The following is a 14,324-nucleotide window of genomic DNA, read 5'->3' on the forward strand; positions in this document are numbered from 1 at the left end:
GATTGAGAGAGGATGGAGGGAAATAGGATGATACAATTTCCACAATTACAAAAAGGACAAACAATTGGCGTCACAGCACCTTCCTCAGGTGTACAGCCATCTTTGCATGACATGTTTCAGCTCTCATGCGAGCGAATGAAAAAAAGAGGCTATGATGTCATATGTGGAGATACGGTATGGCACCAGGAAAAGGCAAAATCAGCTCCTGCCGTAGAACGAGCAAAGGAGCTTCAGTACATGATGACCTGTGATGAGATTGATCACATCATCCCGCCATGGGGAGGGCAGCTTCTGATGGAGGTGTTAGAGCACCTTGATTTCTCATCGATGCAAAAAAAGTGGATTCTTGGTTACTCGGATACGAGTGCACTTCTGCTGGCGTTAACTTTAAAAACAGGCATTGCCACTGCGCATGGACCGAACCTAGTAGATCTTCAGGGAGAAGAGCTTGATCAAACGACTGTCATGTGGGAAGAAGTACTTTCAACAAAAGGGGAAATGGACATCAGCCAATATTCTTCATCAATGTATCAAAAGGAATGGCAGTATGACAATCCGATTGAACATGTTTTTCATTTAACAGAACCGACCGCATGGCATACGGTTGATCGACAAGAAAAGATGGTAAAGGGGAGGCTAATGGGCGGCTGTATTGATGTCATACGCCACTTAGCTGGGACGCCTTTTGGAGATGTCAAAGCTTTTCAAAAAACATTCTTAAAAGATGAACCAATTCTTTGGTACTTTGAAAACTGTGAATTAAATGCTGTAAGCGTGAAGAGATCGCTTGTTCAATTGAAACTAGCAGGATGGTTTGACCATTGTTCAGGTATTATGTTTGGGCGAAGTGCAGTAGATGTGCCTGTGGAAGGGTATCAGTATCATGATGTATATGAAGAATTACAAAAGGAATTACAAATCCCCATTTTTTACGATATAGATTGTGGGCATGTCCCGCCGCAAATGACGCTAATTAATGGCGCATATGCAGAAGTGCAGCTGCAACCTCAAGGCAAAGCAGTCCTAAAGCAAGCATTTTTATCATAAGAAAAGGAAAGGGGAAGCCCTTTCCTTTTGTTTTCTTTTCAGCGTGATAGAAAACCTTTGAAGTCTAGGAAGGACGAGTACCGGAGCGGAGCGAATTTGACATTCGTGAGCACCGGAGCGCAGGACTGACAACGAATGCGAGGGTTTGTCTACACGCTGAAGGAAAGGGGAAGCCCTTTCCTTCATATAACACTACATTCCTTTTGTTTCTTCACCTGCTTTTGGAACTTCCCAAGCAGACTCGCGGAATACTTTCTCCCATTTCGATACGACAATACATGCAACGGCATGACCTGGAACATTCACACCTGTTCGTGCCATATCCATAATTCGATCGACACCGGCGATAATGGCGACGCCTTCTGCTGGAAGACCTACTGCATGGGCGGTCGCCAAAAGGACGACGAGTGAACCGGATGGCACCGCTGCAATCCCTTTACTCGTTAACACAAGAACAAGCATCATCAAAAGCTGCTGTGACAAACTCATGTCGACACCAAACGCTTGTGCAAGAAACACACAGGAAACCGATAAATATAAACTGGACCCATCACAATTGAGAGAAAGACCAGATGGAATGACAAAGGAGACAATTCTTTTCGGACAGCCGTATTTCTCCATTCGTGACATAAGCTGAGGAAGGACGGTTTCTGTACTTGTAGTAGAGAAGGCAACCAAGAACAAATCCCAAATCATTTTTAAAACTTCGAAGTAGTTAAAACGGAAGATCAGTGCGACCAGAGGGAACAAAGCAAAGAGAATAATGAATAAACCTAAAAATACAGTCCCAACAAGCTTCATCATTGGAATTAATAACACAATGCCATATTGACCAACGGAAGCAGCCATTAATGCAAGCACTCCAATAGGTGCTGTCACCATGACCATCTGCGTTAGCTTAAACATAATTTGTGCCACTGATTCAAAGAAGTTGAGAACAGGAGCGGATGCCTTACCGATACCGCTAGCCGCTACACCAAATAATATGGCGAAGAAAATGACAGCTAGTAAATCATTTTGAGCCATGACATCGACGATATTCGTTGGAATGATATCGAGTACCATTTGTTTAAAGTCGACGACTTTCTGCGTATAGCCGTCTAATTCACCAATATCTTTCTTAGCTAATTTAGAGAAATCAAGGCCAACGCCAGGCTTTAGAACATTAGCCAGCAATAGACCAATTCCTAGAACGATGGTTGTGATGACCTCAAACCAAATGATCGTCTTTAATCCTAGGCTTCCCATTTTCTTCATACCACCACTGCCGGCTGCACCAATAACAATGGTAGAGAAAACGATAGGAACAACAATCATTTTAATCAACCTGATGAATCCATCTCCAATTGGCCTGAGAGCCATCCCGAAGTCAGGAAAGAAATGGCCGATAAGAGCTCCTATCACCAAAGCGATCATGATTTGAAAAGCGACGAACTTTTTCATCATCTCCTACCCCCTTTAAATGCTTGGAAAATTTTAAGAATTTTCCAATAAATAAAAATTCTATGTGACCATGTTTTGTCCTCCTTTGGATTTAGAAAGATTTTATTTAAGAATCATTGGAATTATGAAGAAAGGGAAGAAAATAGGGCTATTGCATTTCTATTTATCTAAGAAAAAACGACTTCTTAAAAAACATGAAACTTTTTTAGAAAAATGTATTGACCCTTTTATGTGATCCATGGTATATTTTTATTCGTCGCTGATGACGTATTTGAAACAAAGACATTCAAACACATGCGACAAATAAATCTCAAAAAGATATTGACTTGATAAAAACGATATGTTAAGATAATTAAGTCGCCTGATTAAGCGCCCGTAGCTCAATTGGATAGAGCGTTTGACTACGGATCAAAAGGTTAGGGGTTCGACTCCTCTCGGGCGCGCCAATACAAACCACGCGGGTGTAGTTTAGTGGTAAAACCTCAGCCTTCCAAGCTGATGTCGTGAGTTCGATTCTCATCACCCGCTCCATTTTTTGAAATATGATCTTTGAAAACTAAACAAGACAAAACGTACCTGTTAATTCGAGTTTTTATAAAAAAATCCTATGTTATATCATAGGTAGTCAGTCAAACACTGACGAGGCAGGAAATGATCACATGCTAAGTTCGCTACATCGTGTAGCAACGCATGTGTGATATGCATCCTGCATACCTCGGAGAGTTTGATCCTGGCTCAGGACGAACGCTGGCGGCGTGCCTAATACATGCAAGTCGAGCGAACAGAAGGGAGCTTGCTCCCAGATGTTAGCGGCGGACGGGTGAGTAACACGTGGGTAACCTGCCTGTAAGACTGGGATAACTCCGGGAAACCGGAGCTAATACCGGATAGTTCCTTGAACCGCATGGTTCAAGGATGAAAGACGGTTTCGGCTGTCACTTACAGATGGACCCGCGGCGCATTAGCTAGTTGGTGGGGTAATGGCTCACCAAGGCGACGATGCGTAGCCGACCTGAGAGGGTGATCGGCCACACTGGGACTGAGACACGGCCCAGACTCCTACGGGAGGCAGCAGTAGGGAATCTTCCGCAATGGACGAAAGTCTGACGGAGCAACGCCGCGTGAGTGATGAAGGTTTTCGGATCGTAAAGCTCTGTTGTTAGGGAAGAACAAGTGCGAGAGTAACTGCTCGCACCTTGACGGTACCTAACCAGAAAGCCACGGCTAACTACGTGCCAGCAGCCGCGGTAATACGTAGGTGGCAAGCGTTGTCCGGAATTATTGGGCGTAAAGGGCTCGCAGGCGGTTTCTTAAGTCTGATGTGAAAGCCCCCGGCTCAACCGGGGAGGGTCATTGGAAACTGGGAAACTTGAGTGCAGAAGAGGAGAGTGGAATTCCACGTGTAGCGGTGAAATGCGTAGAGATGTGGAGGAACACCAGTGGCGAAGGCGACTCTCTGGTCTGTAACTGACGCTGAGGAGCGAAAGCGTGGGGAGCGAACAGGATTAGATACCCTGGTAGTCCACGCCGTAAACGATGAGTGCTAAGTGTTAGGGGGTTTCCGCCCCTTAGTGCTGCAGCTAACGCATTAAGCACTCCGCCTGGGGAGTACGGTCGCAAGACTGAAACTCAAAGGAATTGACGGGGGCCCGCACAAGCGGTGGAGCATGTGGTTTAATTCGAAGCAACGCGAAGAACCTTACCAGGTCTTGACATCCTCTGACAACCCTAGAGATAGGGCTTTCCCTTCGGGGACAGAGTGACAGGTGGTGCATGGTTGTCGTCAGCTCGTGTCGTGAGATGTTGGGTTAAGTCCCGCAACGAGCGCAACCCTTGATCTTAGTTGCCAGCATTTAGTTGGGCACTCTAAGGTGACTGCCGGTGACAAACCGGAGGAAGGTGGGGATGACGTCAAATCATCATGCCCCTTATGACCTGGGCTACACACGTGCTACAATGGACAGAACAAAGGGCTGCGAGACCGCAAGGTTTAGCCAATCCCATAAATCTGTTCTCAGTTCGGATCGCAGTCTGCAACTCGACTGCGTGAAGCTGGAATCGCTAGTAATCGCGGATCAGCATGCCGCGGTGAATACGTTCCCGGGCCTTGTACACACCGCCCGTCACACCACGAGAGTTTGCAACACCCGAAGTCGGTGAGGTAACCTTTATGGAGCCAGCCGCCGAAGGTGGGGCAGATGATTGGGGTGAAGTCGTAACAAGGTAGCCGTATCGGAAGGTGCGGCTGGATCACCTCCTTTCTAAGGATATATGGAGCAGCGTGCGTTTTCGTCTTGTTTAGTTTTGAAGGATCATTCCTTCAAGACATGTCTCTAGCGAGACAGGATTGTTCTTTGAAAACTAGATAACAATAAGTAATACATTCACATTGAATGCAATGCAAAGTTCATCACACATAGTGATTCTTTCTAAAGTAAGAAATGGTTAAGTTAGAAAGGGCGCACGGTGGATGCCTTGGCACTAGGAGCCGATGAAGGACGGGACGAACACCGATATGCTTCGGGGAGCTGTAAGCAAGCTTTGATCCGGAGATTTCCGAATGGGGAAACCCACTGCTCGTAATGGAGTAGTATCCATACTTGAATACATAGAGTATGAGAAGGCATACCCGGGGAACTGAAACATCTAAGTACCCGGAGGAAGAGAAAGCAAATGCGATTCCCTGAGTAGCGGCGAGCGAAACGGGAACAGCCCAAACCAAGAGGCTTGCCTCTTGGGGTTGTAGGACACTCTATACGGAGTTACAAAGGAACGATATAAGCGAAGAGGTCTGGAAAGGCCCGCCAAAGAAGGTAACAGCCCTGTAACTGAAATGTTGTTCTCTCCAGAGTGGATCCTGAGTACGGCGGAACACGTGAAATTCCGTCGGAATCCGGGAGGACCATCTCCCAAGGCTAAATACTCCCTAGTGACCGATAGTGAACCAGTACCGTGAGGGAAAGGTGAAAAGCACCCCGGAAGGGGAGTGAAATAGATCCTGAAACCGTGTGCCTACAAGTAGTCAGAGCCCGTTAAAGGGTGATGGCGTGCCTTTTGTAGAATGAACCGGCGAGTTACGATCCCGTGCAAGGTTAAGCAGAAGATGCGGAGCCGCAGCGAAAGCGAGTCTGAATAGGGCGCATGAGTACGTGGTCGTAGACCCGAAACCAGGTGATCTACCCATGTCCAGGGTGAAGTTCAGGTAACACTGAATGGAGGCCCGAACCCACGCACGTTGAAAAGTGCGGGGATGAGGTGTGGGTAGGGGTGAAATGCCAATCGAACCTGGAGATAGCTGGTTCTCTCCGAAATAGCTTTAGGGCTAGCCTCAAGGTAAGAGTCTCGGAGGTAGAGCACTGATTGGACTAGGGGCCCCTACCGGGTTACCGAATTCAGTCAAACTCCGAATGCCGATGACTTATCCTTGGGAGTCAGACTGCGAGTGATAAGATCCGTAGTCGAAAGGGAAACAGCCCAGACCGCCAGCTAAGGTCCCAAAGTATACGTTAAGTGGAAAAGGATGTGGAGTTGCTTAGACAACCAGGATGTTGGCTTAGAAGCAGCCACCATTTAAAGAGTGCGTAATAGCTCACTGGTCGAGTGACTCTGCGCCGAAAATGTACCGGGGCTAAACGTATCACCGAAGCTGCGGACTGTTCTTACGAACAGTGGTAGGAGAGCGTTCTAAGTGCTGTGAAGTCAGACCGGAAGGACTGGTGGAGCGCTTAGAAGTGAGAATGCCGGTATGAGTAGCGAAAGACGGGTGAGAATCCCGTCCACCGAATGCCTAAGGTTTCCTGAGGAAGGCTCGTCCGCTCAGGGTTAGTCGGGACCTAAGCCGAGGCCGAAAGGCGTAGGCGATGGACAACAGGTTGATATTCCTGTACCACCTCCTCACCATTTGAGCAATGGGGGGACGCAGGAGGATAGGGTAAGCGCGGTATTGGATATCCGCGTCCAAGCAGTTAGGCTGGGAAATAGGCAAATCCGTTTCCCGTAAAGGCTGAGCTGTGATGGCGAGCGAAATTTAGTAGCGAAGTTCCTGATTCCACACTGCCAAGAAAAGCCTCTAGCGAGGTGAGAGGTGCCCGTACCGCAAACCGACACAGGTAGGCGAGGAGAGAATCCTAAGGTGATCGAGAGAACTCTCGTTAAGGAACTCGGCAAAATGACCCCGTAACTTCGGGAGAAGGGGTGCTTCTTAGGGTGTTAAAGCCCCGAGAAGCCGCAGTGAATAGGCCCAGGCGACTGTTTAGCAAAAACACAGGTCTCTGCGAAGCCGTAAGGCGAAGTATAGGGGCTGACGCCTGCCCGGTGCTGGAAGGTTAAGAGGAGCGCTTAGCGTAAGCGAAGGTGCGAATTGAAGCCCCAGTAAACGGCGGCCGTAACTATAACGGTCCTAAGGTAGCGAAATTCCTTGTCGGGTAAGTTCCGACCCGCACGAAAGGCGCAACGATCTGGGCACTGTCTCAACGAGAGACTCGGTGAAATTATAGTACCTGTGAAGATGCAGGTTACCCGCGACAGGACGGAAAGACCCCGTGGAGCTTTACTGCAGCCTGATATTGAATGTTGGTACAGCTTGTACAGGATAGGTAGGAGCCTTGGAAACCGGAGCGCTAGCTTCGGTGGAGGCATCGGTGGGATACTACCCTGGCTGTATTGACCTTCTAACCCGCTGCCCTTATCGGGCAGGGAGACAGTGTCAGGTGGGCAGTTTGACTGGGGCGGTCGCCTCCTAAAATGTAACGGAGGCGCCCAAAGGTTCCCTCAGAATGGTTGGAAATCATTCGCAGAGTGTAAAGGCACAAGGGAGCTTGACTGCGAGACCTACAAGTCGAGCAGGGACGAAAGTCGGGCTTAGTGATCCGGTGGTTCCGCATGGAAGGGCCATCGCTCAACGGATAAAAGCTACCCCGGGGATAACAGGCTTATCTCCCCCAAGAGTCCACATCGACGGGGAGGTTTGGCACCTCGATGTCGGCTCATCGCATCCTGGGGCTGTAGTCGGTCCCAAGGGTTGGGCTGTTCGCCCATTAAAGCGGTACGCGAGCTGGGTTCAGAACGTCGTGAGACAGTTCGGTCCCTATCCGTCGCGGGCGCAGGAAATTTGAGAGGAGCTGTCCTTAGTACGAGAGGACCGGGATGGACGCACCGCTGGTGTACCAGTTGTTCTGCCAAGGGCATCGCTGGGTAGCTATGTGCGGACGGGATAAGTGCTGAAAGCATCTAAGCATGAAGCCCCCCTCAAGATGAGATTTCCCATTCCGCAAGGAAGTAAGATCCCTGAAAGATGATCAGGTTGATAGGTCTGAGGTGGAAGCGTGGTGACACGTGGAGCTGACAGATACTAATAGATCGAGGACTTAACCTATATTCTAATGTGAAGTTTGAACATTGTTATCTAGTTTTGAGAGAACATTCTCTCCATCAGGTTTGGTGGCGATAGCGAAGAGGTCACACCCGTTCCCATACCGAACACGGAAGTTAAGCTCTTCAGCGCCGATGGTAGTTGGGGGTCTCCCCCTGTGAGAGTAGGACGCCGCCAAGCTTGTTATATTTATATCGTCGCGGGGTGGAGCAGTTCGGTAGCTCGTCGGGCTCATAACCCGAAGGTCGCAGGTTCAAATCCTGCCCCCGCAACCAAAATGGTCCGGTAGTTCAGTTGGTTAGAATGCCTGCCTGTCACGCAGGAGGTCGCGGGTTCGAGTCCCGTCCGGACCGCCATTTTTATGACTTGTAAACGAAAACGTATAGTTTCGTTTTTTTTTATGTCTTTTTCTTTTCATACGTATCCAATATACATTGAATGGCTTTGTGTTTGGTTACACGTTATGTAAAAAGAAAAGATAGATCACTTCAACCCAGCCTGGTTTTTTCATACCAGGCTTTCTTTATATCATTTTTAATTGAAACTGAAACTCATATTGGCTTACACTAATACTAATTATGTCTGACATCGTGTCTATTCAATCAATTGATTGCATGAAGGGGCTGTCTTTTTATGGATGAATTTGATCTTATTCGCCGAATTACACCAAAAGAAACACATCAGCGTTCTTTGGTTATGGGTATCGGAGATGATGCAAGTGTTTATCAACCTCATTCACATTGTGAAGAGGTCGTTTGTGTTGATACAATGGTGGAGCATGTTCATTTTCGCTTTGATTTTTCCACACCGTTTGAGATTGGCTTTAAAGCACTAGCGGTCAATGTCAGTGATATCGCCGCAATGGGAGGAACCCCAAAGTATTATCTTGTATCAATTGCGATCCCGCCTCATGGTGATGAGACGATCGTTTCAGCTCTTTACGAGGGAATGAGAGCATTGGCTGATAATTATCATATGGATTTGATTGGTGGAGATACGGTTGCCACTCGCAGTGACTTTGTCATTACAGTGACGGTCATTGGCGAGGTACCAAATGGAAAAGCTTGTTATCGTCACAGTGCTCAGACAGGAGACGTCGTCTTTGTCACAGGTGAGCTTGGTTCATCAGCTGCTGGCTTATCACTTTTAATGAACGAAGTAGCCCCTCCCAAGGCAGTCGACACAGCCTTTTTTCTTGAGCGTCATAAAAAGCCTCAGCCCCACATTGCTGCTGGCCTCATTTGCTCAAGCTTCCCGCGGGTCACCTTGAATGATGTGAGTGATGGATTAGCGAGTGAGCTGAATGAGATAGCTGAAGCGAGTCGTGTGACGATAGAGATAGAAGCAAACAAGCTCCCAGTACATCCAAATTTACCAGTGCTGCGTAAAGACTGGCTGGAATGGGTGTTATTTGGCGGGGAAGACTTTGTATTAACTGGTACAATTTCAGAGGCTGATTGGGATAGCTTTGAAATGCAATGTAGAAAAAAAGACATTCAAGTCAAACGCATTGGACAAGTCAAAGGTGATCAAGCAGCAAGCGTACTATTAAAAGACAATGAACAGCAAACAATGTTAATGAAAAAAGGATATAATCATTTTAAGAAATGAGGTGACATCCACTGTGAAATTAACGTGGACGACAAAAGGTGCGGATGAGACGAAACGAATTGCCGCTGCATTGGCCAAACTTGTGATGCCAGGCGATGTTTTGACATTAGAAGGAGATTTAGGCGCAGGCAAAACGACTTTTTCAAAAGGTTTTGCAGGAGGCTTAGGGATTACCCGTATCGTCAACAGCCCTACCTTTACGATTATTAAAGAATATACCGATGGCAGACTGCCACTTTATCATATGGATGTGTACCGCATGGAAGATGCGGAAGAAGATATCGGGCTCGAAGAATATTTTGAGGGCGAAGGTGTATGCTTGGTTGAGTGGGCACATCTCATTGGACCTCAATTGCCTTCCTCCTACTTGAAAATAGAAATGCTAAGAACAGAACGTGAAGAAGAACGTCATCTCACGTTTAGTGCAAAAGGGGAACGCTATGAGACCCTTTGTAAGGAGATGAAAGAATTTGACCATACTGGCAATTGATACGTCAAACCATACACTAGGAATTGCCCTTGTCAAAGATTCCACAGTGATTGGTGAGAGCATTACGTATTTAAAAAAGAACCATTCCGTCCGAGCGATGCCGACTGTTGAGGCATTGATGAAAGAATGTGGTGTAGCCCCGAGTGAACTAAGTAAAATTGTTGTAGCAAAAGGACCTGGTTCCTACACTGGCGTCCGAATTGGTGTGACCATTGCCAAAACACTCGCATGGACGCTGTCTATCCCGATATCGGCTGTTTCGAGTTTAGAAACACTTGCGGCAAATGGTCAATACTTTGATGGATGGATCTCGCCACTATTCGATGCGAGAAGAGGACAAGTATATACTGGGCTATATACGTTTAAAGAAGGAAAAATCAAAGAGATCAAACCAGACCAAAATATCTTGCTCACGGATTGGCTTCATGAGCTGAAGCAGACAGGAAAGCCTGTCCTATTCCTTGGACAGGATGTGCATCTTCATGAAGAAAGCATTGGCTCCATTTTAGGAGAAACGGCTGTGATAGCGGAGGGAGCTTTTCATAACCCAAGACCTTCAATGCTTGCGTTTTTAGGGGCAGATCGTCCTGCTGAAGATGTCCATCAGCTTGTTCCTAACTATATTCGTTTGGCAGAAGCGGAAGTGAAATGGCTTGAAGGACAAAAATAATCTCAACATAACCGAGATTCGAAAAATGACGGTAGCGGACATTCCAGAGGTATATACGATTGAAGTGCATTCGTTTACTGCGCCTTGGAAAAAAGAATCATTTGTCTATGAGATTCTCCATAACCAGTACAGCCATTATTTCCTCATTGAAGAAGATGAGCAGCCTGTTGGCTATTGCGGGGTCTGGATCGTCATGGACGATGCACAAATTACGAACATTGCGATTCTCCCTGAGCATAGAGGAAAGGGTTACGGGGAAGCGTTGCTGCGATATGTCATGGAATTTTGTAAAGAAAAAAAGACAGATCATCTTTCTTTAGAGGTGCGGGTGTCGAATACACCTGCACAATCCCTTTATGAAAAGCTTGGTTTCAGACCAGCTTCTATTCGAAAGAATTATTATACGGATAATGGGGAAGATGCATTGGTCATGTGGGTGAATATAAATGAGTGAACAAACAGATCGATTTATATTAGGTATAGAGACAAGCTGTGATGAAACAGCTGCATCTATTGTGAAAAATGGGAAAGAAATTGTAGCGAATGTTGTCGCATCGCAAATAGAAAGCCATAAACGATTTGGCGGAGTTGTCCCAGAAATTGCTTCAAGGCATCACGTGGAGCAAGTCACCATCGTGTTAGAAGAAGTGATGGCACAGGCCAATATGAGCTTTCAGGATTTAGATGCCATTGCTGTCACAGAAGGACCGGGCTTAGTTGGTGCTCTTCTGATCGGTGTCAATGCAGCCAAGGCACTGAGCTTTGCTCATCAAATTCCTCTTGTTGGTGTACATCATATCGCGGGGCATATTTATGCAAACCAACTTGTAGATGAATTGCAGTTTCCATGTTTGGCTCTTGTCGTCTCTGGTGGACATACTGAGCTTGTACTAATGAAAGAGCACGGGTCTTTTGAGGTTATCGGAGAAACATTAGATGATGCGGCTGGAGAAGCATACGATAAAGTGGCCCGGACGATGGGGCTCCCGTATCCAGGCGGACCTCATATTGATCGGTTAGCACATGAAGGAGAGCCAACGATTAAGCTTCCACGTGCATGGCTTGAAGAAGGTTCTTATCACTTTAGCTTTAGTGGATTAAAATCAGCTGTTATTAACACACTACACAATGCATCTCAAAAGGGAGAAACAATTGCTCCAGAGAATTTGGCAGCAAGTTTTCAAGCAAGTGTCATTGAGGTGCTTGTTGGGAAAACATTAAAAGCGGCTGAGGCCTATGGCGTCAAGCAGGTTGTCCTAGCTGGTGGAGTCGCTGCCAATAAAGGACTGAGAGAAGCCTTAACGATAGCATTCACGAAGCTTCCTGACGTGAAGGTCATTATTCCACCATTATCTCTTTGTACAGACAATGCAGCCATGATCGCTGCTGCTGGAACCATTGCGTTTGAAAAAGGTATAAGAGGCGATATGGCGATGAATGGCCAGCCGGGCTTACCGCTTGTCTCATATGAATGAAAACTCCTGTGGATACACAGGTTTTTTTCATTTTTAATGAAAGCGATTTATTCACAAGTAAACGTGATATATCCACAATTGTTAGAAAATTTCGTTTTAAAATGAAGTGGATGTGCACAAATACGTTCTTTTATGTGGATATGTGATTAAATCTCTGTGGATAAAGTGGATAAGTCCGATTTTTAAAAGAATAATAAAGAAGTTATTGTGGATATTAATGTGGATAAGAAATTTTCACTAAAAGAAAAAAGAGCACCCATTAGGGCACTCTTTACGATTCGGATAGCTCTTCCCACTCTGCGAAAAGGGATTCCAGCTCTTGATGAAGTGTATCGTTTTCTGTTTGAATGTTTTGGACCTTCTCGTGATCTTGAAAAATAGCAGGATCACATAGAAGCTCTTCATTTTCACCAAGCTTCGCTTCAATGACAGCAATCCGTTCTTCAATTTCCTCGATTCTGCGCTGCTTTTGTCTCTCTTTCTTTTTCAGTTCTTTTTCTTCCGCATAAGAAAGCTTTGCCGTTTCAACTGGCTTGGCTGCTTGTTTTTTCAGCGCTTCATTTTCTTGAATCGCTTCAAGCTCTAATTGTTCATTTTTCTTTTCAAGGTAGTAGTCATAATCACCGAGATACTCTTTTGTTTCTGTAGGCGACAGTTCGAATACTTTCGTTGCCAGACGGTTGATAAAATAACGGTCATGAGACACAAATAAGATGGTTCCTGGGTAATCAATCAGTGCATTTTCTAAAATTTCCTTACTATCTAAGTCTAAATGGTTCGTAGGCTCATCAAGTATCAGGAAATTGGCTTTTTGGAGCATCAGCTTTGCCAGGGCAAGGCGCGCTTTTTCTCCACCGCTTAATGCATGAACGGGCTTTAAGACGTCGTCACCGGAAAAGAGGAAGTTCCCTAAACATGTTCGAATTTCTTTTTCATTCATATGAGGATAGTCATCCCAAAGCTCATTCAGCACTTTTTTGGAGGATGTCAGTTTGGCTTGTTCTTGGTCATAGTAGCCGATTGTGACATGAGATCCAAAGGTGATGTCGCCTTTTACAGGCTTTATTGTGTTCGTTAACGTTTTTAAAAGGGTTGATTTCCCGATCCCATTAGGACCAATGAGTGCCACGCTATCCTCTCGTTTGATCTGAAAAGAAAGAGAGGATAGGAGCGGTGTTTTTTCATCATAACGAATGTCGAGATCATGTACCTTCAGCACATCATTGCCGCTTTGTCTCGTAATATCAAAATGAAAGTTTGCAGATTTTTCATCACCTAATGGCTTATCTATACGATCCATCCGTTCCAGCTGCTTGCGTCTGCTCTGAGCGCGCTTTGTAGTTGAGGCTCTTGCTAGGTTGCGATCTACGAAATCCTGAAGCTTTGAGATTTCTTCTTGCTGCTTTTCGTAAAGCTTCATATCGCGCTCTAGCTGCTCAGCTTTCAGATCAAGATACTTACTATAGTTGCCTGCAAACTTTTTCATGGCAGTTCTTGAGACTTCATAAACATGGTTCACCACTTTGTCTAAGAAGTAGCGGTCATGGGACACGATCAGAATGGCGCCTGTATAATTTTGCAAATACTGCTCCAGCCATGATAAGGTATCAATATCTAAATGGTTGGTCGGCTCGTCCAGAATTAAGAGTTCTGGTTTCATTAATAAGAGCTTTCCAAGCGCTAGACGGGTTTTCTGGCCGCCGCTTAAGGATTGAACGGTTGTCTCATCTTCAAAGTGACTAAAGCCGAGTCCATGAAGAATGGAGCGGACGTCTGCTTCGTATTGATAGCCGCCTTGGTCTTTAAATTCCTGCTGTAGCCTGTCATAGGTTTTCATGAGGGAATCTAGCTCAGAACCTGTAGAGGAAGCCATTTTCTCCTCGATGGTTCTCATCTCTTGTTCCATCTTTTTCAAATGATCAAAAACCGATAATAATTCGTCTTTTAACGTACGTGTAGACGTCACATCGGTATGCTGTGCTAAATAGCCGATCGATAGGTCTTTCGGTTTGATGATCTCACCTTGCTCGTAAGACAATTGACCGGCAATGATTTTCAAAAGGGTGGATTTGCCTGCGCCGTTACGACCTACAATGGCAATCCGATCCCTTGCTTTGACTTCCAATTTTATATTCGTTAAAACGGTATCAGCACCAAACGATTTGGACAGCTGATTCACTTGTAGAATCATCATGTAACTTCACCTCTGCTATAATA

The 14,324-nt window shown here is 45.9% G+C and carries 8 protein-coding genes, 4 tRNA genes and 3 rRNA genes; 13 read left to right on the plus strand and 2 right to left on the minus strand.

Features of this window, described 5'->3' with window-relative positions; genetic code table 11:
* Positions 1-27 precede the first annotated feature (27 nt).
* Positions 28-1,047: a S66 peptidase family protein gene (locus MHB83_RS07875; protein WP_226804703.1), complete on the plus strand. Its 1,020-nt coding sequence runs from the start codon at positions 28-30 to the stop codon at positions 1,045-1,047.
* 192 nt (positions 1,048-1,239) lie between these two features.
* Here MHB83_RS07875 and gltP read toward each other — a convergent pair whose 3' ends face one another.
* Positions 1,240-2,490, minus strand: coding sequence for a glutamate-aspartate/proton symporter GltP (gene gltP / locus MHB83_RS07880; RefSeq protein WP_034620243.1), 1,251 nt, complete (start codon positions 2,488-2,490; stop codon positions 1,240-1,242).
* A 369-nt stretch (positions 2,491-2,859) separates the two neighbouring features.
* On the opposite strand from gltP, the gene MHB83_RS07885 reads away from it, so the two are divergent.
* The 12 genes from MHB83_RS07885 to tsaD all read left to right on the plus strand — a co-directional run bounded on the left by MHB83_RS07885 (position 2,860) and on the right by tsaD (position 12,107).
* Positions 2,860-2,936 (plus strand) — tRNA-Arg (locus MHB83_RS07885).
* A gap of 11 nt (positions 2,937-2,947) precedes the next feature.
* Positions 2,948-3,021, plus strand: a tRNA-Gly gene (locus MHB83_RS07890).
* Positions 3,022-3,202: 181 nt separating this feature from the next.
* Positions 3,203-4,751, plus strand: a 16S ribosomal RNA gene (locus MHB83_RS07895).
* 182 nt (positions 4,752-4,933) lie between these two features.
* Positions 4,934-7,864 (plus strand): 23S ribosomal RNA (locus MHB83_RS07900).
* A gap of 61 nt (positions 7,865-7,925) precedes the next feature.
* Positions 7,926-8,041 (plus strand): 5S ribosomal RNA (gene rrf, locus MHB83_RS07905).
* Together the 16S, 23S and 5S rRNA genes with 4 tRNA genes alongside form the textbook arrangement of a ribosomal RNA operon.
* An 18-nt stretch (positions 8,042-8,059) precedes the next feature.
* Positions 8,060-8,136 (plus strand) — tRNA-Met (locus tag MHB83_RS07910).
* Positions 8,137-8,140: 4 nt separating this feature from the next.
* Positions 8,141-8,217 (plus strand) — tRNA-Asp (locus tag MHB83_RS07915).
* A 277-nt stretch (positions 8,218-8,494) separates the two neighbouring features.
* Positions 8,495-9,472: a thiamine-phosphate kinase gene (thiL, locus tag MHB83_RS07920; protein ID WP_310026565.1), complete on the plus strand. Its 978-nt coding sequence runs from the start codon at positions 8,495-8,497 to the stop codon at positions 9,470-9,472.
* A 58-nt stretch (positions 9,473-9,530) separates the two neighbouring features.
* Positions 9,531-9,962, plus strand: a complete 432-nt coding sequence (gene tsaE / locus MHB83_RS07925; protein ID WP_231953228.1) for a tRNA (adenosine(37)-N6)-threonylcarbamoyltransferase complex ATPase subunit type 1 TsaE — start codon at positions 9,531-9,533, stop codon at positions 9,960-9,962.
* Positions 9,943-10,632 (plus strand): tRNA (adenosine(37)-N6)-threonylcarbamoyltransferase complex dimerization subunit type 1 TsaB, encoded by a 690-nt coding sequence (tsaB, locus tag MHB83_RS07930; protein ID WP_050945669.1) that lies wholly within the window; start codon positions 9,943-9,945, stop codon positions 10,630-10,632. The genes tsaE and tsaB overlap by 20 nt, the downstream gene beginning before the upstream one ends.
* A gap of 25 nt (positions 10,633-10,657) precedes the next feature.
* Positions 10,658-11,086 (plus strand): ribosomal protein S18-alanine N-acetyltransferase, encoded by a 429-nt coding sequence (rimI, locus tag MHB83_RS07935; RefSeq protein WP_003214231.1) that lies wholly within the window; start codon positions 10,658-10,660, stop codon positions 11,084-11,086.
* Positions 11,079-12,107 carry a tRNA (adenosine(37)-N6)-threonylcarbamoyltransferase complex transferase subunit TsaD gene (gene tsaD, locus MHB83_RS07940; protein WP_050945670.1) on the plus strand — a complete coding sequence of 343 codons (1,029 nt, stop codon included), beginning with the start codon at positions 11,079-11,081 and terminating at the stop codon, positions 12,105-12,107. The genes rimI and tsaD overlap by 8 nt, the downstream gene beginning before the upstream one ends.
* A gap of 271 nt (positions 12,108-12,378) precedes the next feature.
* Here tsaD and abc-f read toward each other — a convergent pair whose 3' ends face one another.
* Positions 12,379-14,301, minus strand: a complete 1,923-nt coding sequence (gene abc-f / locus MHB83_RS07945) for an ABC-F type ribosomal protection protein (RefSeq protein ID WP_335356069.1) — start codon at positions 14,299-14,301, stop codon at positions 12,379-12,381.
* Positions 14,302-14,324: the final 23 nt, after the last annotated feature.

The organism is Bacillus sp. FSL K6-3149 (assembly GCF_038630515.1).
GTDB classification, from domain to species: Bacteria; Bacillota; Bacilli; order Bacillales; family Bacillaceae; genus Bacillus; species Bacillus pumilus.

Coding starts and splice junctions, on each gene's coding strand:
- MHB83_RS07875 (WP_226804703.1), top strand. CDS start 28: ATGATACAATTTCCACAATTACAAAAAGGACAAACAATTGGCGTCACA.
- gltP (WP_034620243.1), bottom strand. CDS start 2,490: ATGAAAAAGTTCGTCGCTTTTCAAATCATGATCGCTTTGGTGATAGGA.
- thiL (WP_310026565.1), top strand. CDS start 8,495: ATGGATGAATTTGATCTTATTCGCCGAATTACACCAAAAGAAACACAT.
- rimI (WP_003214231.1), top strand. CDS start 10,658: ATGACGGTAGCGGACATTCCAGAGGTATATACGATTGAAGTGCATTCG.
- tsaD (WP_050945670.1), top strand. CDS start 11,079: ATGAGTGAACAAACAGATCGATTTATATTAGGTATAGAGACAAGCTGT.
- abc-f (WP_335356069.1), bottom strand. CDS start 14,301: ATGATGATTCTACAAGTGAATCAGCTGTCCAAATCGTTTGGTGCTGAT.